The 24,193-nt window shown below is 51.6% G+C and carries 25 protein-coding genes, 1 tRNA gene, 1 pseudogene and 1 riboswitch; of the genes and pseudogenes, 8 read left to right on the top strand and 19 right to left on the bottom strand.

Going from position 1 to position 24,193, the window contains the following annotated elements:
• Positions 1 to 21: 21 nt before the first annotated feature.
• Positions 22 to 2,076 (top strand): DNA helicase IV, encoded by a 2,055-nt coding sequence (gene helD / locus HVZ52_RS14440; protein ID WP_181598376.1) that lies wholly within the window; start codon positions 22 to 24, stop codon positions 2,074 to 2,076.
• Positions 2,077 to 2,108: 32 nt separating this feature from the next.
• Here helD and mgsA read toward each other — a convergent pair whose 3' ends face one another.
• Together mgsA and HVZ52_RS14430 are read right to left on the bottom strand one after the other, a co-directional pair.
• Positions 2,109 to 2,567: a methylglyoxal synthase gene (gene mgsA / locus HVZ52_RS14435; RefSeq protein WP_016152487.1), complete on the bottom strand. Its 459-nt coding sequence runs from the start codon at positions 2,565 to 2,567 to the stop codon at positions 2,109 to 2,111.
• Positions 2,568 to 2,660: 93 nt separating this feature from the next.
• The gene (locus HVZ52_RS14430) at positions 2,661 to 3,323 is read right to left on the bottom strand and encodes a DUF2057 family protein (protein ID WP_016152488.1); all 663 of its coding nucleotides are present in this window, start codon (positions 3,321 to 3,323) and stop codon (positions 2,661 to 2,663) included.
• A 171-nt stretch (positions 3,324 to 3,494) separates the two neighbouring features.
• On the opposite strand from HVZ52_RS14430, the gene HVZ52_RS14425 reads away from it, so the two are divergent.
• Complete coding sequence (locus tag HVZ52_RS14425) at positions 3,495 to 3,908, top strand: CoA-binding protein (RefSeq protein WP_016152489.1); 414 nt, start codon at positions 3,495 to 3,497, stop codon at positions 3,906 to 3,908.
• 67 nt (positions 3,909 to 3,975) lie between these two features.
• Here the strand turns inward: HVZ52_RS14425 and hspQ are convergent, their stop codons facing one another.
• Positions 3,976 to 4,293 carry a heat shock protein HspQ gene (gene hspQ, locus HVZ52_RS14420; RefSeq protein WP_169330236.1) on the bottom strand — a complete coding sequence of 106 codons (318 nt, stop codon included), beginning with the start codon at positions 4,291 to 4,293 and terminating at the stop codon, positions 3,976 to 3,978.
• Positions 4,294 to 4,350: 57 nt separating this feature from the next.
• Positions 4,351 to 5,562: a 23S rRNA (cytosine(1962)-C(5))-methyltransferase RlmI gene (rlmI, locus tag HVZ52_RS14415; RefSeq protein ID WP_049283229.1), complete on the bottom strand. Its 1,212-nt coding sequence runs from the start codon at positions 5,560 to 5,562 to the stop codon at positions 4,351 to 4,353.
• 113 nt (positions 5,563 to 5,675) lie between these two features.
• Here rlmI and HVZ52_RS23060 point away from each other — a divergent pair.
• Together HVZ52_RS23060 and yccX are read left to right on the top strand one after the other, a co-directional pair.
• Positions 5,676 to 5,858: pseudogene (locus tag HVZ52_RS23060) on the top strand (hypothetical protein); the annotation flags it as partial.
• Positions 5,857 to 6,138 carry an acylphosphatase gene (yccX, locus tag HVZ52_RS14410; protein WP_016152492.1) on the top strand — a complete coding sequence of 94 codons (282 nt, stop codon included), beginning with the start codon at positions 5,857 to 5,859 and terminating at the stop codon, positions 6,136 to 6,138. The pseudogene HVZ52_RS23060 and the gene yccX, both read left to right, overlap by 2 nt.
• Here yccX and tusE read toward each other — a convergent pair.
• The 6 genes from tusE to HVZ52_RS14380 all read right to left on the bottom strand — a co-directional run bounded on the left by tusE (position 6,135) and on the right by HVZ52_RS14380 (position 12,369).
• Complete coding sequence (tusE, locus tag HVZ52_RS14405; protein WP_016152493.1) at positions 6,135 to 6,464, bottom strand: sulfurtransferase TusE; 330 nt, start codon at positions 6,462 to 6,464, stop codon at positions 6,135 to 6,137. The two genes, yccX and tusE, sit on opposite strands and share 4 nt — an antisense overlap.
• Positions 6,465 to 6,533: 69 nt before the next feature.
• Entirely contained in the window at positions 6,534 to 7,085 is a 552-nt protein-coding gene (locus tag HVZ52_RS14400) for a LuxR C-terminal-related transcriptional regulator (RefSeq protein ID WP_016152494.1), read from the bottom strand.
• Between the two features lie 10 nt (positions 7,086 to 7,095).
• A complete protein-coding gene (locus HVZ52_RS14395; RefSeq protein WP_080858513.1) occupies positions 7,096 to 8,253 on the bottom strand; it encodes a CfaE/CblD family pilus tip adhesin in 1,158 nt (385 codons plus the stop codon).
• Position 8,254: 1 nt separating this feature from the next.
• Positions 8,255 to 10,972, bottom strand: a complete 2,718-nt coding sequence (locus tag HVZ52_RS14390) for a TcfC E-set like domain-containing protein (protein ID WP_181598375.1) — start codon at positions 10,970 to 10,972, stop codon at positions 8,255 to 8,257.
• A gap of 72 nt (positions 10,973 to 11,044) precedes the next feature.
• Positions 11,045 to 11,551, bottom strand: a complete 507-nt coding sequence (locus tag HVZ52_RS14385; protein ID WP_016152497.1) for a CS1 type fimbrial major subunit — start codon at positions 11,549 to 11,551, stop codon at positions 11,045 to 11,047.
• Positions 11,552 to 11,625: 74 nt separating this feature from the next.
• A complete protein-coding gene (locus tag HVZ52_RS14380) occupies positions 11,626 to 12,369 on the bottom strand; it encodes a fimbrial protein (protein WP_047359363.1) in 744 nt (247 codons plus the stop codon).
• A 308-nt stretch (positions 12,370 to 12,677) separates the two neighbouring features.
• On the opposite strand from HVZ52_RS14380, the gene HVZ52_RS14375 reads away from it, so the two are divergent.
• Together HVZ52_RS14375 and HVZ52_RS14370 are read left to right on the top strand one after the other, a co-directional pair.
• Entirely contained in the window at positions 12,678 to 13,433 is a 756-nt protein-coding gene (locus HVZ52_RS14375) for a winged helix-turn-helix domain-containing protein (protein ID WP_016152499.1), read from the top strand.
• Positions 13,430 to 13,906 (top strand): hypothetical protein, encoded by a 477-nt coding sequence (locus HVZ52_RS14370; RefSeq protein WP_019076424.1) that lies wholly within the window; start codon positions 13,430 to 13,432, stop codon positions 13,904 to 13,906. Before HVZ52_RS14375 ends, HVZ52_RS14370 begins: the two co-directional genes overlap by 4 nt.
• A 56-nt stretch (positions 13,907 to 13,962) precedes the next feature.
• Here the strand turns inward: HVZ52_RS14370 and yccA are convergent, their stop codons facing one another.
• A complete protein-coding gene (gene yccA, locus HVZ52_RS14365; RefSeq protein ID WP_016152501.1) occupies positions 13,963 to 14,622 on the bottom strand; it encodes an FtsH protease modulator YccA in 660 nt (219 codons plus the stop codon).
• A gap of 270 nt (positions 14,623 to 14,892) precedes the next feature.
• On the opposite strand from yccA, the gene HVZ52_RS14360 reads away from it, so the two are divergent.
• Together HVZ52_RS14360 and HVZ52_RS14355 are read left to right on the top strand one after the other, a co-directional pair.
• Positions 14,893 to 16,521 carry an ABC transporter substrate-binding protein gene (locus HVZ52_RS14360; RefSeq protein WP_109018055.1) on the top strand — a complete coding sequence of 543 codons (1,629 nt, stop codon included), beginning with the start codon at positions 14,893 to 14,895 and terminating at the stop codon, positions 16,519 to 16,521.
• 142 nt (positions 16,522 to 16,663) lie between these two features.
• A tRNA-Ser gene (locus tag HVZ52_RS14355) sits at positions 16,664 to 16,751 on the top strand.
• Positions 16,752 to 16,907: 156 nt separating this feature from the next.
• Here HVZ52_RS14355 and HVZ52_RS14350 read toward each other — a convergent pair.
• The 8 genes from HVZ52_RS14350 to HVZ52_RS14315 form a co-directional block, all read right to left on the bottom strand.
• Positions 16,908 to 17,711: a cytochrome c1 gene (locus tag HVZ52_RS14350; RefSeq protein WP_181599300.1), complete on the bottom strand. Its 804-nt coding sequence runs from the start codon at positions 17,709 to 17,711 to the stop codon at positions 16,908 to 16,910.
• A gap of 2 nt (positions 17,712 to 17,713) precedes the next feature.
• Positions 17,714 to 18,874, bottom strand: coding sequence for a cytochrome b N-terminal domain-containing protein (locus HVZ52_RS14345; RefSeq protein ID WP_047501122.1), 1,161 nt, complete (start codon positions 18,872 to 18,874; stop codon positions 17,714 to 17,716).
• A gap of 1 nt (position 18,875) precedes the next feature.
• On the bottom strand, positions 18,876 to 19,427 hold the full coding sequence (gene petA / locus HVZ52_RS14340; RefSeq protein WP_016156147.1) for a ubiquinol-cytochrome c reductase iron-sulfur subunit: 552 nt from the start codon (positions 19,425 to 19,427) through the stop codon (positions 18,876 to 18,878).
• 27 nt (positions 19,428 to 19,454) lie between these two features.
• Positions 19,455 to 19,895: a pseudoazurin gene (locus HVZ52_RS14335; protein ID WP_049271402.1), complete on the bottom strand. Its 441-nt coding sequence runs from the start codon at positions 19,893 to 19,895 to the stop codon at positions 19,455 to 19,457.
• Between the two features lie 10 nt (positions 19,896 to 19,905).
• Positions 19,906 to 20,721, bottom strand: coding sequence for an ABC transporter ATP-binding protein (locus HVZ52_RS14330; protein ID WP_181598374.1), 816 nt, complete (start codon positions 20,719 to 20,721; stop codon positions 19,906 to 19,908).
• Positions 20,718 to 21,785 carry an iron ABC transporter permease gene (locus HVZ52_RS14325; RefSeq protein WP_016156150.1) on the bottom strand — a complete coding sequence of 356 codons (1,068 nt, stop codon included), beginning with the start codon at positions 21,783 to 21,785 and terminating at the stop codon, positions 20,718 to 20,720. Before HVZ52_RS14325 ends, HVZ52_RS14330 begins: the two co-directional genes overlap by 4 nt.
• Before the next feature lie 66 nt (positions 21,786 to 21,851).
• Positions 21,852 to 22,907: an ABC transporter substrate-binding protein gene (locus tag HVZ52_RS14320; RefSeq protein ID WP_149381045.1), complete on the bottom strand. Its 1,056-nt coding sequence runs from the start codon at positions 22,905 to 22,907 to the stop codon at positions 21,852 to 21,854.
• Between the two features lie 220 nt (positions 22,908 to 23,127).
• A riboswitch (cobalamin riboswitch) is annotated at positions 23,128 to 23,352 on the bottom strand.
• Positions 23,353 to 23,563: 211 nt separating this feature from the next.
• Positions 23,564 to 24,103 carry a GNAT family N-acetyltransferase gene (locus HVZ52_RS14315; RefSeq protein ID WP_172452816.1) on the bottom strand — a complete coding sequence of 180 codons (540 nt, stop codon included), beginning with the start codon at positions 24,101 to 24,103 and terminating at the stop codon, positions 23,564 to 23,566.
• Positions 24,104 to 24,193: the final 90 nt, after the last annotated feature.

The raw sequence follows: 24,193 nt of genomic DNA, 5'->3' as shown, positions 1-24,193 counted from the left end.
GTGTGGATCCGCTTGAGTCTTATGGAACTGAAAGCAACTTCTCTTGGAAAACGTCTGGCACAACACCCTTACGATCGGGCCGTTATTCTCAATGCCGGGATTAAGGTTTCCGGCGATCGTCACGAGTATCTTATTCCCTTCAATCAGTTACTGGCTATCCATTGTAAACGCGGCCTGGTATGGGGTGAGCTGGAGTTTGTGCTCCCGGATGATAAGGTAGTACGTCTTCACGGTACTGAATGGGCAGAAACCCAGCGCTTCCATCACCATTTGAATTCGCTCTGGCAGCAGTGGAGTCAGGAAATGAGCGACGTCGCTGCGGGAGTTTTACAGCAGCAGTTGGAGGCGATCGCCACCCGCACTAGTGAGAATAAATGGCTGACGCGCGAACAGACGTCAGGGCTACAGCAGCAGATCCGCCGCGCCTTTGCCGCACTGCCGCTCCCGATCAACCGGCTGGAAGAATTTGAAAATTGCCGTGAGGCGTTACGTCAATGCCAGGCATGGTTGAAGGACATTGAAGCTTGTCGCTTGCAGCACAACCAGGCGTATACCGATGCCATGCTGGAAGAACATGCCGAATTTTTCCAGCAAATTGAGTCCTCGCCGCTGAATCCGGCCCAGGCGCGGGCGGTGGTGAACGGCGAACAATCATTACTGGTTCTTGCGGGGGCCGGAAGCGGCAAAACATCCGTATTGGTCGCCCGTGCGGGCTGGCTACTTGCGCGAGGGGAAGCGGCGGCCGAACAAATCCTGCTGCTGGCGTTTGGACGCAAAGCGGCCCAGGAGATGGACGATCGCATCCGTGAACGTCTGCATACGGAAGAGATCACCGCGAGGACGTTTCATTCACTGGCGTTGCACATTATTTCGCAGGGGAGCAAAAAAGTCCCGACGGTTAGCAAGCTGGAAAATGATGTTGCTGCGCGTAGCAAACTTTTTATCACGACCTGGCGTCAACAGTGCAGTGAGAAAAAGGCACAGGCCAAAGGCTGGCGGCAATGGTTAGAAGAAGAGATGCAGTGGTCTGTACCCGAAGGTAACTTCTGGGATGACGAAAAATTACAGCGTCGGCTGGCTTCCCGGCTGGATCGTTGGGTTAGCCTGATGCGTATGCATGGCGGAGCGCAGGCGGAGATGATCGCCAATGCTCCGGAGGAGATTCGCGATCTGTTCAGTAAACGCATTAAGCTAATGTCTCCCCTGCTCAAAGCCTGGAAGGGCGCCCTGAAGGATGAGAATGCCGTCGATTTTTCCGGGTTGATTCATCAGGCCATTGTCATTCTGGAAAAAGGCCGGTATATCAGTCCGTGGAAACACATTCTGGTCGACGAATTTCAGGACATTTCTCCTCAGCGAGCCGCCCTGTTAGCCGCACTGCGCAAGCAAAACTCACACACTACGCTGTTCGCCGTAGGGGATGACTGGCAGGCAATTTACCGGTTCAGCGGAGCACAGCTTTCGTTGACCACCGCATTCCAGCAAAACTTCGGCGAGGGCGACCGTTGTAATCTGGATACGACTTACCGTTTTAATAGCCGCATTGGTGAAGTCGCAAACCAGTTTATCCAGCAAAACCCTCATCAGCTTACGAAACCGCTCAACAGTTTGATGGCAGGCGATAAAAAAGCCGTCACGTTGCTCGATGAAAGCCAACTGGATCTGCTACTGGATAAGCTGTCGGGATTTGTGAAGGCAGAAGAGAGAATTCTGGTGCTGGCGCGATACCATCACCTGAAACCTGCCAGTCTGGAGAAAGCTGCCACCCGTTGGCCTAAGCTACAGCTGGATTTCATGACTATCCATGCCAGTAAGGGACAGCAGGCAGATTACGTTATTGTTGTGGGGCTTCATGATGGGAATGACGGTTTTCCCGCCCCGGCCCGCGAGTCGATTATGGAAGAGGCGTTGCTTCCGGCGGTGGAGGATTTCCCGGATGCTGAAGAGAGACGCTTGCTGTATGTGGCGCTAACGCGGGCACGGCATCGGGTATGGCTGCTGTTTAATAAAGAAACACCGTCGTGCTTTGTTGATGAGCTTAAACAACTGGATGTTCCGGTAGCAAGAAAACCCTGAATAGCAGGCGGCAATTGCCGCCTGCCCGGCGTTTATTTGAGGCGCTCTGCCAGATAGCGGGCGTAATCTGGGATCAAAATGTCCGTTGCATCGTTGAAGTTTGGCGACTGGATAATAAAATCGGCGGTCGACACGTTGGTGGCAACCGGAATGTTCCATACCGTCGCCAGACGCAGTAGCGCTTTGACATCAGGATCGTGAGGTACGGCGTTCAGCGGATCCCAGAAGAAAATCAGCACATCAATTTTCCCTTCTGAAATCAGCGCGCCCACCTGCTGGTCGCCCCCCATCGGACCGCTCAGCATGGCGTTGACGTCCATTCCCGTTGCGCGTTGGATTAAGTTTCCCGTCGTTCCTGTGGCGTACAGAACGTGCTTTTCCAGCAACGGCTGGTGGCGTTCCACCCAGCTCATCAACATCTTTTTACAGTGATCGTGTGCAACCAGCGCAATATGTTTACGCGCTGGCAATGTGCGAGTTGTTAATTCCATAGTACAGCTCCCAAGTTAACCTGGTTACAGAGTACTGGAAGCTCTTGACGCTGCAAGAGAAAGACAAAAAAAATGCGTATGCGAACATAAATGTCATGAAGGAGGCTGTTTCTGAGCCCATTGCAAAAAGTTACTTCGCGTTTGTGCGTCGGCCTGCTGGTACCAATATTTTAAGCGCTGTTCGGTCAGCGTTTGCGACTGAGGCGGCACGCGATCCAGTTCAGATACCCCGGAAAGCAGCGAGCTGTCATCGGCCATCATCGTAGCAAACTGCGGTAATGACGCATGTTTAGCCGCTTTGTTATAGCGTTCAGTTTCCATTTCATAATTCACGATTTTCGCTGTGGATGTGATTGACAGAATATCCAGCTTGACGGGGATAGGCATGGAGTCCCCATCCAGCAATTCCACGCGTGGAGCGTCATCAAAATGCGCTGTGTCCCGCTCATTGTTCAGACGCGGGAGGTGAAAATTAACCTGGCTGACGAGTTGGGTATCAAAGCTGATGACCAGCGGAGGCGAAATATACAGACGTTCTTCGTGGCTGGACAAGCGAATGGTTTTTTCTACGCGAAATACGAGCTGGTGGCGACCATTTTCCAGCTCGATACTGTCGGCGCCACGCAGTAATGAGCTGGAGACTTTTTTTCCGTCCAGCACCAAAAGGTCAATATCATTAGACAGGCGTAATGAGGTAGCAAAAACGGTTACCGGCAAACACAGGGCAATTAAGGCTGTCACAATGCCGGCTTTCATAGGTTTCTCCTGTCCAGAAAATAGCTGCAAACATGTATCTAAATTTTTCGATAATCACGTTTACTAACATATAGACATATTTTTGAGTTTAGCTCTCATACGCCAGTATGGGATGAATGGTTGCGGGGGCAGGTTTGTCGTACACTTTGTTAAACAGCCTGGAGGAAAACGATGAAAGAGACCGATATTGCTGGCATTTTGACATCTACCCGCACGATTGCACTGGTTGGCGCAAGCGATAAACCCGATCGCCCAAGCTATCGCGTGATGAAGTATTTACTCGACCAGGGCTATCACGTTATTCCCGTTTCACCGAAGGTTGCCGGGAAAATGCTGCTGGGGCAGCAGGGCTATGCAACGCTGGCGGATGTGCCAGAGAAAGTGGATATGGTCGATGTCTTCCGTAATTCTGAAGCGGCGTGGGGTGTCGCTCAGGAAGCTATCGCCATCGGCGCGAAGACGCTATGGATGCAGCTTGGCGTAATTAACGAGCAGGCGGCCGTGCTGGCGCGTGATGCGGGGCTGACGGTGGTGATGGATCGTTGCCCGGCCATTGAGATCCCGCGACTGGGACTGGCGAAGTAAAGTTTGACTGTCGCCGGATGAAACGCACAGGCCCGATAAGCGAAGCGCCATCGGGCCTGTGTTAGTATCAATTACGCAGGCGTGGAGCCTGAAGCTGTTTACGGATTGTGCGCGCCAGTTCATCCATTGACGGTTGCTCCGGATGTTCTTCCTGTAGCTCGCTACTCAGTTGCGCTTCGGCCAGATACGTATGCACTGGCAGACCATTATCGTCTTCCATCACCACGTGATACCAGGGAGCGGTGCGAAGTTCGCTGTTAACCGCCAACTCATCGGCTGACGGCTCATCAAGCGAATATTCCGGGTCGATATCCACGACCACTCCGAGGTAACCTAACAGGGAATGGCGGACCTGCTGGCCGATACCGAATTTGCTGGCAATCATAGTCACCTCCCGGGAAATAGATACCCTCTATGTAAGGGTAATATTCCACTTTTCAAGTTACATGATGCGACAGGCAAACCCTTTCAGATACAGCCCTTCCGGGTAGGTAGCGATCACCGGATGATCGGCGGCCTGACGGAACTGCTCTATAAATTGTACATCACGACCAGCATCTATTGCGGCATCAGCGATGATTTTCTGAAATAAATCGGTTGTCATCAGCCCGGAGCAGGAAAATGTCAGCAGTACGCCGCCTGGGTTCAGCAACTGAATAGCCAGCATATTGATGTCCTTATAACCGCGGCAGGCGCCCATCAACTGGCTTTTGTTTTCGACAAATTTCGGCGGATCCATCACGATGACATCAAATTTCTCACCGCGATCGCGATAGGCGCGCAGCAGTTTGAACACATCATCTCGCACGAACTCGGCTTTACTCAGATCCAGCTTGTTCAGTTCCACGTTCTGGCGGGCAATATCGAGTGCTTCCTGAGAGGTGTCGACGCTGACCACCTGACGGCATCCGCCCATTAATGCTGAGACCGCAAAGCCGCCGGTATAGGAGAAGCAGTTCAGGACACGCTGGTTTTCCACATAACGACGCGTCGCCAGGCGGCTATCGCGTTGATCGAGGTAATAGCCGGTTTTGTGACCGTGCTGAATATCAACCAGCAGCTTCATCCCGTGCTCTTCGATAGGCAGCAGAGCAGGCGGCAGTTCGCCCGTGACGGGCCCTTGGGTCAGCGCCATACCTTCTTTTTTACGCACGGCCACATCGCTACGGTCATAAATAGCGCAGTCCGGGAAAACAATTTGCAGAGCACTAATCAGCGCGGCGCGTTGGTATTCAGCACCCGCGCTGAGCAACTGCAATACCAGGAAGTTGCCGAAGCGGTCAATAGTGACACCCGGCAGGCCGTCGGATTCTCCGGCGATCAGACGGTAGCTGTCCAGACCGTCCTTTTTCGCCAGCCAGTCACGCCATGTCAGCGCCTTCTGCAGACGACGGGTAAAGAAATCAATGTCGATGGATTCAGACTTATCGAAGGTCCAGACGCGCGCACGGATCTGCGACGCCGGAGAGAACGCACCGCGCGCTATCCATTTCCCCTGGTGGTCAACGATATCAACGGTTTCACCGAGGTTGGCTTTACCTTCCATACGTGCGACAGCACCGGAAAATACCCACGGATGGCGGCGAAGTAATGATTTTTCGCGCCCCTTGGCTAACACTAAACGAGGATAATGTGGAATTGTAGATTCAGTCATGCGGAGCAACCTCTCACAAACAGTGACGCGGGTTGGATGAAAGTACCAACCTGAAACCATTAAAATAAAATGGCGCGTAGAGTAGCACAGATGATGAGGTCAATCATCAGCGTCTGGCGCTACTGCATGATGGTATGGCGGGACCTCTGCTTATCGAGCGACGGTTTAATCTCACTGAACAGGTGCGACAACTTATTCAGTTATCCCCTGCTAATCTATGGACAGCTCAGGAGATTGCCGGTCATCTGTCCATCGGTACCTGTTCTTTCATTTATGTTGATAAGGAGAACCGCAATGTCGAAAGTCTGCATCATTGCCTGGGTCTATGGCCGGGTTCAGGGGGTAGGATTTCGCTACACCACCCAGCATGAAGCGCAACGGCTGGGGTTGACCGGCTATGCGAAGAATATGGATGACGGCAGCGTAGAAGTTGTCGCCTGTGGTGAAAGCGAGCGGGTGGAACAACTGATGAAGTGGTTGAAAGCCGGGGGACCGCGCAGCGCCAGGGTTGATCGGGTTCTCAGCGAACCGCACCGCCCTGGCGACGAGCTAAAGGGATTTAGTATCCGCTATTAAATACATTTCACCGGTTTCGGCAGGCCGGCAATTTTAGTTGCCTGCTTAGCTGGGCCTTTCGGAAACAGGCGATAGAGATAACGGCTGTTGCCTTTTTCTTCACCAAACTTGTTGGCCATCGCTTTTACCAGCATGCGGATTGCGGGGGAGGTATTAAACTCCAGATAAAACTCGCGAACGAAACGCACCACTTCCCAGTGTTCGGGGGAGAGAACGATACCTTCGTTTTCGGCGATTTTCTCCGCCAGCGGCTCGCTCCATTGCGTGGTGTCTTTCAGATAGCCTTCGCTATCGGTCTCAATTTCATGGCCTGCAAAAATGAACATAGTGCTCTGTCGATAAAGTAAAAACCGCCCTTAGTTTAGCAAATAAGGGGCGGCGTGAGAAACCTCGACCTACAGAAGAAGCTGTAGCAGATTGTTGGCATTAAGCTTCTTCAGCGCGTTGCATTTATACGTCGATACCTGTTTTTCGCTAATCTGCGTCATATGCGCAACATGTTTTACCGATTGACCGTTAACCAGCCTGTCGAGAACATTGAACTCCATACCAGTCAGGCAGCAATTCAGACTGCGTACCCGACGGGGCTCTTTAGCAAGCAGATACGCCGCATCCACGACGGCAATTCTGTCATCAATGATATGTAAGGTCAGCGTGGCAAAACGCTTTCGTAAATGCGTGGCCAGTGCCCAGCCTTTTTCATTGCACACCAGATAAACCGTTCCCTCCCAGCGCCTGGCCTCCAGTTGAAGCAGAATGTCGACCAGCGCCAGATGCGTCCTCGCGACGGAAAAGCGGCAACGCACAACGAGGGTGTCGCAGGCCAACAGCGAACGGTGCCACTGTAACGCGCCGCTCTCAACTTGAGTGTGAGCGTTACGGCGCAGAAGGGCGTAGCGCAACCCTTCGGCATAAAAACGATTATTATCAAGAATGACGTAATTCACGGCGGCCTCTTTATAACGTACTGGGTGTGTAGATGATGCGTAGCGTGCCGGTGTAATCCCCGGCGTTTTTACTGCTGGCTGCAAACGCTGGGGTTTTCAGAACAATAGGGGCAGGTACGCACAGTACGCTCTCACGTCCGCCGGGCAGGACGACCTGACGCAGATGCTGCGGATCGTTGGTGCCTTGCCAGACCAGGGTTTTACCGTTGGCGACGGTTTCGGTTGCGCCCGTGACGGGATTAGTGACGAAGACCTGATAGTCGAGACGATCCCGCGCATCGGTCTGACTTCCGCCGCGTCGCCGGATTGAAAATGCCTCTTCAGCACGGTCCGTTGAGGGGAGTCCGTCGTCCTCAAACCGAAGATAAGTGCGGGTGCTGGTACTGTTTTTGCCGTCGTACAGGCACATATCCAGCGTGTTTTCACCCTGGATTTCACTGCCACCCGGCCGCCCCGGGAAGTTGGTCAGGTTGAGGTTAACGATAGGCGTTGAGTGCGGAAATGCCGGCAGATAAATCTGCTGATTACCCGGATCGACAACCTCAATGCGCATCGTGGCCTGCCAGCTAGCAATGGCGCGATAGCCTGGACATCCGGTATTGGGGTCAGCGAAGTTCCCGCCGCAGTTGCCACTATCCCATTGACGCAGGTTCTGCCTCAGCGTTGCGGTCCAGATACCCGGCAGAGCGAGCTTTTCCAGTTCGCTTTTCACGATATAGAAATCGAAGTAGGGTTCTCTGGTCCAGTTTGCAACAATCTCTGTCCCTCCCGTGATAAAACTGGGATAGGTAAAGACTTTATTATTGAAAAACATGTAGTGGTCGCCATAGACCTTAAGATCCACCGTTTTGCTGGTAAGGGCATGCGTAAAACGTAAATTGATGGCATAAGGTGTCCCCGGGTTCGCCGTGAACCAGGCCGGGGCGGTCATGCAGGCGCCAACTGTGGAGTCGGTACGGGACAGACACGTCAGAGTATTACGTCCCCACTTTTGCGGATCGGCGACATCATAGCCGCTCGGTTCATGAACCCAGATATCAAAGCGCGCGGGGGGGGCCATGCGATCGAAGCTGATATCGACGCTGGTGTTTCTTCCGGCAGGGGCCGCTGCCTGGGTTTGGCCCGCCCACAGGCTTAAAAAAAGTAAAATAATTAAGTGCTTGTTCACATCATTTCCCTTTTGTGACGTTGTCTGCATTCATGGCAGTTGGACCCGTTGGTACCGATCGTCCGGCGAGCATCAGCTGTGCCTGTTGCTGGACAGTATCCGGCAGGGCAGAGAAGGTTAATTCCCGGCAAGGGATCGACCCGACGTAACGCACGACGTCGCGCATAGTCTTTACATTCAGCTCGCACTGATAAAACTGCTGCTGACGCACCAGGTAGAGGTTATGCAGCAGAGCGTCGCTTTGAGCGCTAAACCCGCCGTTGCCAAGGTCGCTCCAGCCATTAACGTTCAGTGGCACGCCGCCGATAAACGGCGAATGTTGCTCGTCAGTTAACTGGCCGAGCCAGGTGTAGCTTGCCGTGGTTTGCACGTCCCGGCGGAGCAGTTTGCCTGGCACCATAAACAACGTTCTGCTGCCTGAACCTTGTGTGATTTCACTGCTGGCACCCCGCGAGACATCCAGCGATTCGTTAATCGTCAACGTAGTCTGCTGATAGCCCGGCACGGCGAAGAGGGCGCGGCTATTGCCTGGAATGTCTGCGCTGCCGCCGTTATCCAGCGACACGGCAATGCTCGGATCCTGGGAATCTTCCGGTGTGGCAACGTTAACCGCGATGGCTGAAGCAGGACGTCCGTCGCTCCAGCGGCCCAGCCACAGACCAGAGCGCGACAGCGCAAGCGTGGAGTTGTAATTGCCGCTGCTGCTCAGGGTATGGCGCCCATCCTGACGATCCCAGGCATCGCTGACTGTCAGGCTCCCGTTGCCATATCGTCCGCCCTGGCGCGTGTAGGCAGAGGTATTGAGTGAATCGCTGTTAATACCTGATGCGCTCAGTCCATACTCATTTTCACCACGTGCGTCGGCATACCAGTTGTGCGCCACGTTATAGCTCAGCTGGTTTTTATCATGCTGCTGGTGCTGCCATGTCGCGCCCAGAGAGGTATAGCTTGTCGCATTGCCCTGACGGTTATGCGCCATTGACAGACTCACGCTCAGGTAGCCGCCTTTATCCCTGCCTTCGCGCGAGTCATCGTTACGCATGAAAAGGTTAATACTGCTGTTGATGTTCAGACCGCGCGTGCTGAAAGCCGTACTCAAGCCACCCTGCCAGGCCCGCGTGCGTGAGCGGGTCATATAAACCGACTCCCAGGGCAAGCCTGCATCGTGGCGATCGTCACTGTCCGGGAGTTCCCGACGAGAAACGTACCGTCCTTCGTTGCGGTTATCCGAATATCCCAGGCTGGCGTACCAGGTGCCGACAGGGACGGAGAACATCACCGACAGGCTTCGATAACAGCCATTTACGGCGTCATATCCCGCGCTTCGGGTATTGCAGTTTTCCGCTGATAACGCGTTGCGATAGAAGCTCAGTGAAAAACCGTCGTTATAGCTGATTTGCTGAATATTGCCGCGTTGTCCTTCGCTGCCGTAAAGGTAGCTAAACCGGGTCGAGAGTACGCCATCGATCGGACCCGCATTGAAACCACGACTCCAGTCGAATGCATTTTCCAGAAAACGTTGGTTTTTCTTTATCGCTGCGCCACTGGTGAGTGCCAACGTTGGAGTGACAGGCAGGCGGACACCCGCCTGCGCGACCGCGCTACGTTCATCGTTTTGATTGTTATTGTCGGTTTCGCCCGCCTGCAGGAACCACTCGACGCGGTCAAACGGCGTAATACCGGTGCGGGTAAACGGTATCTGCTCGGTACGTGTCAGCCGGTTATTTTCATAGACGGACAGCGTCACGGTATAGCTCCCATCGGGGAACGATCGCGTGTCCAGGGTCTGAGCCCCGGCATTGAGATAAAAACTGGCCAGCAGTTGATTGCCCCGGCGGGCGTCAATACGCGCATCATGGGAAAGCAGCACGGTGATGGGGGTACCCTTTGACTGCTGAACCGGATTGATCCATGCCCTTGTCGAGCCTGTGCGCAGGCCGCGAATTTTGCCCAGCGGCAGTTGGCTGAGGTTGATATTCCCACCAGCATTACTGAACAGATCGCGGGTATCCATCTCGCCTAACTGAATATAGTACTGACGCCAGATATCCTGGCGAAACCAGGCATTGTTGACGGTTATTTCTTGTTGCTGCTGGTGCCTTGAACGCTGCCCCAGCCAGGTCCAGTCGAGATTAAAGTAGCCGTCCTGCGTCATGGCCAACGCGCCATTGCCCTGAACGGTGGCTGACTGGTAATCCCTGTCGGCAACAAAATTGATATTTTGTTGATGGATCAACGCATTCTCAGTGCCTTGCGTAGGCTGATACCACTGGTTTTCTGTGGTCTGTTTAGGCAGAAATTTCTTGTCCAAAAACAGGCTAATGCGCGCGTTATTCTCATCATAGATAATGGCCGCGCGATGGGTATCAATGTAATCACATCCCGTTGCGGAGCCATTGCTGCTGCACGCCAGGTTGCCGTTACGGGCAAGTGGAACGGCGAGGGCTGCAGACACGGTGGCAACGAGGGCAGGAGCGTCATTAAACTGACGTTTGATAGCCGCGACCACGGTTTCGGGTGCGACAAAACTTACCGATTCAAGTGTGATATCCGTTTCAAAAAGGCCAAGCGATTCGCCATAGAGGTTAACCTCTATCCACAGGCGCTGCGTTTTCGCCAGATCTTCGAAACCTGCCGGGACGGCCATCTCGGCGCAGGCGAGTTGGATGGATGCGGGTAATAAAGCAACTAAGAGGAGAGTATTTCTGTGAAACGCCATGACCAAGCCTCGACATCATCCTGACGTCAGAGGGTGGGCACCCTCTGACGTTATCCCTTATGTACTGTGGTGTTACGCACCGCCTTCCGTGGTCGTCGCCTGCGTCAGCATCAGGCTGACAACGCCGCTGTACTGACCGGTTTTCAGAATGCCTTTGGTGGTCTGAGAAATGGTCAGTGGCAGTACCGCTGAACCGTTTTCAATGCTGCCTGGGAACAGTTCAGTTCCGGTAAATTCGGCATCGGTGGTAGACAGTGTTTTATCACCCAGAATCACCGTCATCGGTACAGTCTCGTCGCCATCCATATTGGTGAGCTTAGCTGCGCTAACGAGGCGCACTTTGACATTGCTGGTGGCGGAGTTCGACCACACCTTGGTGTTCAGGCGGTAGCTTTCCAGCCCACGACCTGGCAGGTACTGCATGTCGATGCTGGCCGGCAGTGGCGTGTTATCGGCCTGAGTCATATCCAACTGTGAGTCAACGCTGGCGTTGACGGTAATATCTTTTTGAATCGCCAGCGCGCTAAAGGACGAGGCCATCGCGGCAACAATCATCAGAGGTTTAATATAGTTACGCATTGATATCTCCATATTTACAAATGAGCACCTTGGCTCTTTAAACAAACTACGTGGGTTTTTACTGTGCCGTCGTGTTATTGCACGACGGGTAAATCAGCTTCTTCAGCGGTTTTATTCACCCAGTTGAAGTAGCGGAACTTATATTTCTGACCCTGTTTCATAGTGAGCGTTTTTAATTTCCGTTCAGTGTCCGGATAAATCGTCGCGTCTTCTTTTATCCATTTACACGATGAAACAGCATCACAAATACCAATCTCTCTGAGTGGCACACGCAATGTGCCGTTGTTTTTTAACGTTCCCCGGCGAGGGTCAATCGACAGTGAAATTACGTTTTCTTCTGGAGCAATGTGGACCAGTGCGCCCCAGATCACATTGACACCTAATGTCGCCATTGCTGCAGGGGTTTCTGCCTTGCCCGGAATAATGCTGTCTGGTTGTTTTACCCCTTCAAAATAGACACGCCAGGTGGTCTCTTTTTTCGGAGGTATAAGCGATACCAGACGAACAACGCGCATCGCGCCCGCAGCTAGAGCAAATTTCTCGGGCGTAACCACCACGCCACCTTCTTTCCACGAAGCGACGTCAATTTCTTTTTCCTGGGCTGTTCCGGGATTAAGAATTTTCTTTTGCCTCACCCGAATGAACTGAATATCATCCGTTTTTGAAGCCACCTTAATTTGCGCCGCACCGGATCTGTCTACATTCAGCTCCATGGGATACACGCTCATATTGGCCATTGTCATTTCTGAGAAAAATGGCAATGACAGCGCGGCGACATAAAAGGCGGTTGTCATGCTCACTCTTTTTTTCTGTTTCACAATCAGTCTGCCTGCTCTGAGTTTAAAGGCGGCGCGTTAACACCAGGACACCGTCTGCTTTCGTATCGCTTCAGGGCAGGGAAACTTTAACCAGAACAGCGATTTGTGAAAATTTGTATTAGTTAACTCGTTATATACAGTTTTTTATCCTGCTTTTCTGGCTTTAAGGTTGTATAGTTAAGCGAAAATACCGCGGCCAAGGATGGGAGGAAAATTCCTTCTGATGAAAAAATAAGCAGGTCAGGGGGCGGTTTTCATATCGACGTACCAGGGAATAAAAAGCATGCGGTAACAGCCGAGAATAAAAGATGTTTTTTATATGCAATAATTCGTTGTTATTTGATCCTGAAGCACATGCAATAAGTCTTGTTGGACAACCCGAGTCTGTATTAACACTTTCGGCGCCAGCCGTTCGTCTTTTACAGGAATTCATTAAACACCGAGGACGCGACTTAAGCCGGGAGGAATTGATCGCTCGCGTGTGGGAAGAATTTGGCTTTACGCCATCAGGAAATAATCTCAATAAAGCGGTAAGCGAACTGCGTAAAAGCTTCCAGTCTCTGGGAGAGGGGCACGAATTGATCGTCACTGTCCCGCGCTATGGTTTCCGTTTTGATGCTGATGTGATTTTTCAGCCTGGAGAGAAAATTCAAGCCGTTGATCCGCAACCCCCCTCAGCGCAACAAGACGTTCTGCCCCGGCGAGTATCCCTGAAAAAGTGGTTCAGAATAGGGGCATTGATTGCCGTGCCGTTGGGAGCGATCTTTTACGTTAGCCGCCCGCAGGAGATAACTGTTCCGGCGAAATTAAAGCCGGTCCAGGAAAAAATCGCGCGTTGTAGTATCTGGGTTATCGAAGATCATGGACGGCCGTTAGTGCTATCAAAATTAGCTGAGCGACTGGAGGCCAATGACGTGGCTTGCGAGCGCGAGGAGTATGCTATTTATTTTTTCAGCGCCCGTTTTTCGCTTGCAACTGCTGATGAACTGTTTATCGGGGCCTGCCCGGTCAATAAAACACGTCTGTGCAAGACCATTCGCTATAAAAACGGGGCTGGAAAATGAAAATAAGGCTTCTTTTTGGACTGGGCGGAGCCCTGGTCGGCGGCGCGCTGGCGCTGTTTTACTATTGCGGCGCGACGGGAAAAAGCGATGTGCTGGCCTGCAGCACTGAATTTAACTTTACGCGCAATGAAGGGAAAGCAAGTGAAGTGAAGGTAAATGCCCTTGCTCAGTTCTATTTTCATCGGGACGGTACAGGGTTGACCACCTATAAAGGTGCGGCAAGAGCTGGCGGGCAAAATTTTATCGTTGACAGGGATGTAGACTTTACGTGGGAGCAGCGGGACGATGACAACGTCATTGTATTGACCTACACCAAAACCTGGCTTCGCCACAATGACAATACGCCGAATGCCCAATGGGGGAGTTTCGCCTATCCGACCTCACGCTACTACCTGACGATCTCTGAACTTTCACCTGCTGTGTGGCTTATTCAGGACCGGCGCTATCCTACCTATATCTGCCGGGGTCAATAAGGTATAAAAAAAGAGAATGCCATTGGCATTCTCTTTTTTCGTATCAGTGATGCTGCTTAATCGCGGCTGGCGAAGCCCAAAATGCTCAGCAGGCTGACGAAGATGTTGTACAGCGAAACGTACAGGCTGACGGTGGCACGGATATAGTTGGTTTCACCGCCACGGATGATATTACTGGTTTCAAACAGGATTGCGCCTGAAGAAATCAGAATAAACACCGCGCTGATCGCCAGATGTAAAGCCGGCAACTGCAGGAAGATATTCGCAACCATACCAATGAGCACCACCACGATCCCTGCCATCAGCATACCGCCGAGGAAGGACATGTCTTTCCGCGTGGTCAGCACGTAGGCTGAGCAGCTGAAGAAGACCAGCGCCGTACCGCCCAAAGCCATGGCGATAACATCACCCATGCCCGCAGACAGGTATGTGTTCAGGATCGGTCCCAGAATGTAGCCCAGGAAGCCGGTGAAAGCGAAAGCTGACAGAATACCAACCGGTTTATCCGCCGTTTTATAGGTCAGGAACATCAGACCATACATACCCACCAGCGTCAGGATAAGCCCCGGAGAGGGCAACATCAGTACGGTACTGGCAGTCGCAGTGAGCGCCGAAAACGCCAGCGTCAGGCTGAGCAGGAAATAGGTATTGCGCAGCACCTTATGCGTGCTGAGTAGCGATGTACGATCGCGTGAAGAACTAATAATACGATCCATGAGTCACTCTCTTATGACAGATGTAATTAATGATGGAGGATAATGAAATCAAGGGGAATGACACAGCGGTTTTACCCATCTTTACGCATTTTAACCCGCCAGGCTTAAGCATATTATTTCAACAAAAGCTCCCGAATCAGATGTTAGCACTATATGTGTAAAAATGCCTGTTAGATATCTGCCAGGTAACTGAAAAATATTGCGTTATTCCTGTTTCTCTCTGACAGTGACAGCGGTGTCTACATAAAACAGAGCAATAAGGTAAAGGGAATGATTCAACATAAATCGAAGATATTGACGTTTACGCTGTTGACTGTCTGTTTGATGTCTATCAACGGCGCGGCGATGGCGGCAAATGTTCCCGCAGGAACAATTCTTGCAGAAAAACAGGAACTGGTCAGAAACAATGGCAGTGAGCCAGCGTCGCTGGATCCGCATAAAGTCGAAAGCAACGTTGAGTTTAATTTAATCAGCGATATGTTCGACGGACTGGTGGCGGTTAAGTCGGATGGGTCTATCGAACCCCGGCTGGCCGCGTCCTGGGAGAACAAAGACAACACCGTCTGGACCTTTCATTTACGTCCGGGCATAACCTGGTCAGATGGGTCTGCCATTACCGCACAGGATGTCGTCTGGAGCTGGCAGCGTCTGGTCTCACCGCAAACAGCTTCACCTTATTCCTCGTATCTGGGCAATATGCACGTAGCAAACGCCCTCGATATTGCCCAAGGGAAAAAAGATCCTGCCGATATCGGGGTCAAAGCCCTGGATGATAGCACGCTGGAAATTACCCTGACGCAGCCAACGGCGGCTTTTCTGGCGATGCTAGCGCACCCGTCACTGGTTCCGCTGGATAAAGTGCTGATCGGCCGCTTTGGTGATAAGTGGACCCGGCCAGAACATTTTGTCTGCAGCGGGGCGTACAAGTTATCGCAGTGGGTAGTCAATGAGCGCATCGTTGCCGTGCGTAACCCGCATTATTGGGACGATCGGCACACCGTCATTGATAAGGTCACTTATTTGCCCATCAGTTCAGAGTCCGCAGACGTTAACCGCTATAAGGCCGGCGAAATCGACATTGTGTATAGCGTCCCGGTCAATCAGTTCGCGCAGTTGAAAAAGACGATGGGCGATGAACTCCATGTCTCACCTCAGCTTTCAACCTATTACTATCAGTTCAATACGACTCGAGCGCCGTTTAATGACCCGCGCGTGCGCCGGGCGCTGAATATGGCGTTAGATAAAGACATCATCGCACAAAAGGTGATGGGGCAGGGGCAACGCGCGGCGTGGGTTATCAGCCAGCCGGAAATAGGGGGAGTGCAACTGCATGCGCCGGAATATGCGGCGTGGCCGCTCGAAAAACGCATTGCCGAAGCTAAGAAACTGCTGGCTGAAGCTGGTTTTGGCCCTGAGCATCCGCTTAGCCTAAATCTGCTCTATAACACCTTCGAAACGCACCAGCGTATTGCCATTGCCGCATCGTCAATGTGGAAGAAAAACCTCGGCGTAGAGGCGAAGCTGCAAAATCAGGAATGGAAAACCATGCTGGATACCATGCACACCGGTAATTTTGACGTCGTGCGCTACGCATGGATCGCCGATTATGATGATGCCTCAAGTTTCCTCAATATTTTCCGTACCGGCGATAGCGAGAATACCACCAGGTACAGCAATCCCGCTTTTGATGACGCGATGCGCAAGGCGGCGAAAGCAACTTCGCTGGAGGAGCGAGGCAAATACTACCAGCAGGCTGAAGACCTTTTAGGAGAGGATGTGCCAGCGATTCCGGTTTACCACTATGTCCGCACGCATCTTGTGAAGCCGTGGGTGGGAGGATTTGCGCCAGATAACCGGGGAAATTACTACACCAAAGATATGTTCATCAAAAAACATTAAGCGCTGTAGCCAGTATTTGTGCTGAATAAACGGTCAATCTGTTGTTATTTCAGTCGATTAACAATATTTTGGCTGTTTTTCAGGCAAACGAACGCATTGGTGCTTTACAGGTCCGTTCGGGATGTTTATAGTGCGCCTCATTGGAAGCGTGGCCGAGCGGTTGAAGGCACCGGTCTTGAAAACCGGCGACCCGAAAGGGTTCTAGAGTTCGAATCTCTACGCTTCCGCCAAACATAAACCCCGAGCTATTTAATAGCTCGGGGTTTTTTCGTTTTGTGCAGTTAATGTCATGCCATCTTTCACCAGCCTTAGTCGCGCAAGGGCAACTCAGCGCTGCTGCCCGGCGGAAAGCTGACGAACTGAATCATCTTCATATCTGGCAAGGCCTACATGAGCGAACGCCTTTTCATTCGTCGTAATATCCATAGCAGCCCCAGCATAAAGGCCAGGTAGCCCATAACGTAATATCCCAGCTGTCTTCTTTCTGCGAGCGTTGGGTCGGCTGCCCATGCCAGAAAGGCGGTGACATCCCTGGCATATTGCTCTTCCGTTTCAGCTTGTAGCGACGCCGGGTGCCATTGAATCTCTCCGCTGGTCAACGGTTTCGGCATGTTAATCACGCCGCCGGGAAAATAGCGATTAGCCTTCAGTTCGGGATCGGCAGGTTGATAACCGGTTAGCAGTGCGTAGACGTAATCTGCTCCCTGGTCCGTGTAGGGCAGAAAAGCATCCAACAGAAATTGCGGGAATCCGCGATCGTATGAGCGGGCACGTACGATATAGCTCAGGTCAACGGGAGAAGCGCCATTGTTAAGGTATCGTGCTTCCTGCTCGTTTAGATATGGCGATATGAAGCTGTCATTTAGCGTCCCGTCTCGCTCGCCAATCTGGCCGTCATCCTGAAGCTCAGGAAACTGATAGCCGCTGGCGATACTTCTTGCTTCTTCAGCCGTGAGTTCCGGACCGCCGGGCCTGGTCAACGACCGAAAGCTAAGGTGCTTTATGCCGTGACAAGCGCGACACTTCTCTTCATAAACCTGCAGGCCACGTCGAAGCTGCGCTTTATCATACTGGCCATTGATGCCGCTGAAGCTCCATTCCTGCCGTTCAGGCGTGGCTTCCTGCGCATAAGAGGAACCTAGTCCCAACAGAGAAAAGGACAGAATGCTGATTTTCAATAGTTGTTTCATCATCAGTCCTGTTTTTCCAGAAAACGACGGCAAGGTAATACGATTAAAAACCAGGCAAACCAAATCAGAGTCGAAAGCTGCGATGCGGCACGGATCCAGCCCTCTTCGTTACGGAAACCGTCAATAAGATCGGGGCCAACCAGCGCTTTCGACCCTAACCAGCCTAAAAAGCAGGCATTAATGACCCACAGCCAGAATCCGCATTTAACCAGTTTGCTGTAATGGCGAAAACGAGCCCGGGAAGTATCAAGCCAGGGAAGGAAATAGAAAATCAGTACCGAGCTGCACATTGCGGCTAAGCCAACGAATTCATTTGGGAAGCAACGCAAGATGGAGAAGAAGGGAAGAAAATACCATTCCGGCGCAACAATCGCGGGTGTAACTGTTGGGTCCGCAGGAATAAAGTTATCGGCGCTGCTCAGATAGTGCGGCGCGAAGAATAAGAACCAGGCGAAGATCATCAAAAAAAGGATGATTTTGATGGCATCAAGATCGGTAATTTTGTAATCGAACAGCAGGCTCCTGGACTCTTTCTCGCTAAACCTCTTTTTCATCGCCTGCGCAAACGCCGACTGTACGGTGCGAATATGAAAAACCGTTGCGCCGACAATCACAAAGGGAAGAATAAAGTGGAGAACAAAAAAGCGGCCAAGCATCGGCGTTCCCGGAGTATGGCTGCCGACTAAATATGCGTAAAGGGTATCACCCACCAGCGGAATGGCCTGGGCAAAGCGGGTAATTACCGTGGCCGCCCAGTAGCTTTTTTGCCCCCAGATAAGGCTATAACCAAGAAATGCGGTCATCATCAGCAGGATATATAGCGTCACGCTAATCATCCACATTGTCGTCCAGGGCTTGCGGTAAACGCTGTAGTACATGCCACGAAAAATATGCAGATAACAGGCAAAGAAAAAGAGCGACGCGCCAATAGCATGCATGTTGCGTAACAGTTCTCCATGGCGAACCGCACGCATAATATGAATAATGGAGTCAAATGCCAGCTCGGCTGTCGGCACGTAAAACATCGCCAGCACGATACCCGTAAGGATCTGCACACCGAGTATAACCAGCAGGATGGCGCCGATTGCGAATACCCAGAGTCCGGCAATCGAGCGAGGAAACGGGATACGCCAGCGAAGCGAATAGACGCGCTCACTCCTCATTTCAGGCTTCCTTCGTGCCGATACGCACGGCCTGACCATCCGAATGAATAACGTAGTCCGGGATTGCCAGGTTGGTCGTCGCGGGGCCGCGCGTTACGCGCCCGGAGGTATCAAACTCTGAGCCGTGGCACGGACAGATCCAACCCACCCCTCCTGGTCGGGCGTTGGGTACGCACCCGGCATGTGGGCAATACCCTTGAACCACCAGCCATTGAGGATGAGTAGCAGAGACCCTCTCGCTGTCCGGTTGTGGGTCGATAAGCGTATGCCAGTCGGCACTTCTGGCAGTAATAATCTCATCCTGGGTGCGATGGTGAATAAGAATCAGCTTTCCCTGCCATACGCGTCTGACGGTTTGTCCAGCAGCAACCCCCGCAAGAGAGACATCAATCGGTTCATTTTCCGCAAGAGTCTTCTCATCCGGGCCCAGGGCCGCAACCAGCGGCCAGACGGCAGCAGCGACGCCTGCTGCGCCGACGAATTTTGTCAGTTTACACAGGCATTCCCGGCGCTGTTCCTGGATTTCGCCATCTGCAAGTTTATTCTCTGTCACCTCGTATTTCTCCCTGAGCATCGCGGATTAACGTTTGTCGATACGCGCGTAAATTTCCTGAAAGCGCTTATCAGCAATGCCCGGCGCTTTGAATGCCCGATAGCTTGCTGGTAACTTGGCATCTCCAACCTTTATCAGCATCACCATGCCCTGAGCGTAATGTGGTGTACATTTGATGCCGTAAAATCCGGCATTGTCATAAGTTACTTCGATCTCTTCATCTATTTTTCCCATAAAACCGGGATAGTTAGCCGGAGACAATTCAGCGATTGAAGCCGCGTTGTGGCTCTTATGTTTACGGATAAACTTCACCGTATCCCCGGGCTGGATCTCCAGATAATCCGGCTCATAGACCATTGGTCCCGCAGACCCTCGATTTTTCATCAAAACGTCGTGAGTTTGTGCGAAGGTTGAAGAGGCGAGGGCGAGTAAACATAAAACTTTCAGGCTCTGTTTGAGATATTTCATCGATTCTTCCTTAAAATTCATCAGGTCTTTGATAACGGATAAAACAGTTTTCAGCGCCAGTTTCATGTTCAACAATGGCGTCGATACCAAACCAGGCATGGAGGTTTTCACGGGTAAACACGGCGCAAGGAGTCCCCTGCATCGCCATATGCCCGGATGTCATGACGATGATGCGATCGCAGAACATCGCGGCATGATTGAGGTCGTGCAGAGCGGCAATGACCGTGAGCTTTTCACGTTTAACCAGACTAAGCAGGCCAATCTGATGTTGAATGTCGAGATGGTTGGTGGGTTCATCCATCAGTAACAACTGCGGCTGCTGCGCCAGCGCCCGGGCGATATGCAGGCGCTGTTTTTCTCCCCCGGAAAAGGTATGCCAGCATCGGTGCTGTAATTCACGGAGATCGACCTTCCCCAGCATAGTTTGCACGATATCGTCATCTTTGGCGGACCAGGGCGAGAGCAGGCTAAGCCAGGGCGTCCGCCCCAGAGAAACGGCTTGTAAAGCGGTAAGACGCTCGCTGGTTTCTGCCTGTTGTTCGACCAGCGCCACCCGCTGCGCAAGGTGACGCCGCGAATAATGCTGGAGCGCCTTTTGCTGCAGGGTGATACGCCCGGAAGTTGGCTTCAGCAAACCGGCCAGCAGTGAAATCAGTGACGTTTTGCCCGAGCCGTTGGGACCGATGATGCCGACAAACTCGCCGGGCGTTACGCTGAGCGAAATATCTTCAACAATCGTCTTACCTTTTACCCTCCAGTACAAATTACAGGCTTCAATAACGACTTGCGCAGAGGCAGCGAGTGGCTGTACGAGGTTCACCGTCATTTGTTCTGGTTTCCTCTAATCAGAATGATTGAAAACGCAGGAGCGCCGACCAGAGCCGTGATCACGCCTATTGGGAGTACCTGACCGGGTAGTAACGTGCGGGAAATAACATCAGCGATAATGAGGAAAATAGCTCCGGTAAGCGCACTAACCGGCAGCAGTCGATGATGCTGGTTGCCGACCAGCAGACGAGCAGCATGAGGGATCACCAGACCGACAAAGCCGATCGCACCCACAATGGAGACCATAATCGCCGTCATGCCGGTGACGGCGGCAATCAGTACTGCACGGGTACGTTTTACCGGAATGCCCAGCGATGCCGCAGACTCCGCACCAAAGGAGAAAGCATCAAGATGGCGGGCATAACAGAAGCACAGCGCGATACCGACCAGAGCGGTAGGAATGGCTAAGACTACATCGGGCCAGCGTACACCGCTCAAATTGCCCAACAGCCAGAACATAATACCGCGTGCTTGCTCGGCGTTTGCTGAGCGGGTGATGATAAGCGATGTAATCGCATTGAAAAGCTGGGAGCTGGCGATCCCGGCAAGGATGATTTGGGTTGTTACACCCCCACCTTGTCTACCGCCAGCGGCCATCGCCAATAGCGCAACGAACAGAAATGCCGTCAGCGCACCAATGAAAGCGCCCAATGACATACTGATGATGCCAGCCCCAAGTCCAGTGAGAGCAATCAGCACCGCTCCGGTGGACGCTCCGGCAGAAATCCCCAGTAGATAGGGTTCGGCGAGCGCATTGCGTAGCAGCGACTGTAACACTACGCCGGAAACAGCCAGGCACGCGCCGCAACTGGCCGAGACCAGCGCTCGGGTCAGGCGGTAGTTCCAGACGATCCCTGCATCCAGCGCATCGACAGGATAGTGTGTATCAAAAAGATGATTTGCCAGCGTGCTGAGAACATGCTGCCAGGGGATAAGCGTTTCGCCGATGGAAATCCCCGCCAGCAGTACGCCACACATTAGCGCACTGACCCAAACGGCATGCCCACTGACTCTCACCGCAAGCTGACCAACAGCGCGACGCATCCTGCGTGAATCACTCATGATTATCTGCGTTCCTGAGTAACGGAGATGCGCTACACCGTGTGAGGATATAGCGCAAAACGTAGATTAATGAGCAGCCTGCGGATGTGCTAAGCCATATTCAACAAGGGCATCAGCCAGTTTTTCCACACCATCAATAGTTCTGATTCCGGCATTCATGGTCTGTACGTCAATGACCGGTAGATGGTTTTCCTTGACAGCAGGAACCAGTTTGGCGACAGGATCGGACTTGAGGTATTCCATCTTGACCTTCCAGTCATCCGCCGGGAAGCGGCGACGGCTCATCTCACCGAGCACTATGAGTGAAGGATTCGCTTTTGCGATGGTTTCCCAACCCACCGTTGGCCACTCTTCAGCAGAATCAATCACATTCTTCACTCCCAGCGTTTGGGCGATCCATGCCGCCGGACCAAACTTCCCGGCAACGTAAGGGTCAAGCTGGAGATCGGCGCTTGAGAACCAGAACACGGCGGAAACATTCTCATTCATTCCGGTAATTTTGTTTTTCGCTGCGGCTTCACGTGCTTTAAGGCTGGCAATCAGTGCCTCGCCTTTATCCTGAACATCGAAGATTTTCGCCAGATCGGCGACTTCCTGATACACCATGGCAATATCAAACATGCCCTTACGGACACCATCACCACCATCTTCGTTATCTTTCGCACAGTCAGCTGGCGCGGTGTAAACGGGAATTTTCAGTTCACTAAACTGTTCGTAAGAGGCAACCGTGCCAGCAGGGCCGATTTGCCACTCAAACTGACTGGCGATCAGATCCGGTTTTTTCGCCACGATCCCTTCAAAGCTTGGAATATTTTGCGCGATAACGGCGACTTTTTCGTTTGCTGTTTTATAAGCCTCCAGTACCGGGCCAAACCACAGCGAAGTACCCACGACGCGATCGGCCAGCCCCAGTGAATAGAGAATCTCGGTACTGTTCTGACCCACCGTCGCCACGCGCGTTGGTGCCTGATTGAAGGTAATATCGCGGCCACAGTTTTTAATCGTCAGAGGATATTCGGTTTTTGCTGCCTCGGAAAAACCGGAAGTAAGCAGGAGAGCAGTCGTGCCAAAAATAGCCAGAAGCGTTTTTTTAGAGAAGTAAAAGGTAGAATTAGCGTGCATTATCATCGTCCCGTTGATGCCAGAATCTTAAGGTCTGGTCATGGCTTATTTCATTCCATATATCGGGAGGAGACATGAAGATAGATGACATTGAATCGTGAAATTTAAGAATGAAGATATGCAAAAAATGCAAATAAGCTTTACTCAGCCAAAATCTTATTCATAAATACACTACCGCTTGCGTCAAATAATTCATCCCATGGACCATCCCGTCCACTCAATGGCATATACCTTTGACAGCAGGTCTCCTGACTCACGGTAATCAGAATATCGGCCTTCCCATAAAGATGAACTTTACAGTGACCTGTGGTTTATGAGCCACACAGGGATATTCTGCATCCGCCTACAGTTGCGGGGGCAGTTATGGAATTGAATTGAATAATTCTCACCATATTCCTATTCATATACAAAAATGTAATGAAATGCTGTCGAAAGCGACTCTAACGGCAATTGTTAACAAGGTCAACCATAGAGGGTAAGAGATAAAAGGTAGTGGTGTAGAAAGAAATACCCATTTAATACAGTGAGTTATGATTTTGTTGGTTACTGCGATGTTGTAAATGAAAATAACAACAGGAAGCTAAATGAGAATTGGTTGATATTGATCAAATTACACGCATACTGAAATTTCTGTGTATGAAACATATTGATCACCATCAAAAGTTCCGCATATCAGCGCTTGACTCTTTTTTTTGTGTACTCTCCATATGTACCAATTGCCACTCATCCTGCATATCCATAATCACGTTAAAATTGTTACGCAACCAGAAATAATACCCTCCGGGTAAAAAATGATGTGTATGGAGATACAAAGTCTTATATTGATGTCGCTGACAGAATACCTCAGCTAAAGCAAACAATTGACTTCCGATCCCCTGTCTGCGGTAGCGCTCATCCACGTAGCAACGACAAATTTCCGCCGTTTCAGACAAGTTATAGCGACCACGTAGTTCAGTAATACGATCATCATATTGACATACCGCCAGTGTGGCGATTAATTCCTGGTTTTCACTCCACGCGCAAAGCAATGAATTCCTTTCCTGCAAGATATACTGTTGTTCGAGATCAAAGAGATCTTCTTCGGCAGAAGGCATGGCTCTACCGGCATTGAAGTATAAATTAAGATGCTCAACAAGAAACGACTGAACAGCAGGAATATCGGCGGGAGTCATCTCACTAAACCTAAATGGGATCATGGCAGCATAACTCAAATTTAGAACGGAAAATGATAATAACAATAAGACCACTTTAAAAACAATATTGAGCAGTAAGAGACAGACTCGCAA

Origin of the sequence: Citrobacter sp. RHB36-C18 (genome assembly GCF_013814485.1) — a bacterium.
GTDB classification, from domain to species: domain Bacteria; phylum Pseudomonadota; class Gammaproteobacteria; order Enterobacterales; family Enterobacteriaceae; genus Citrobacter; species Citrobacter braakii.
This window is presented reverse-complemented; position numbering and strand designations above follow the sequence as displayed.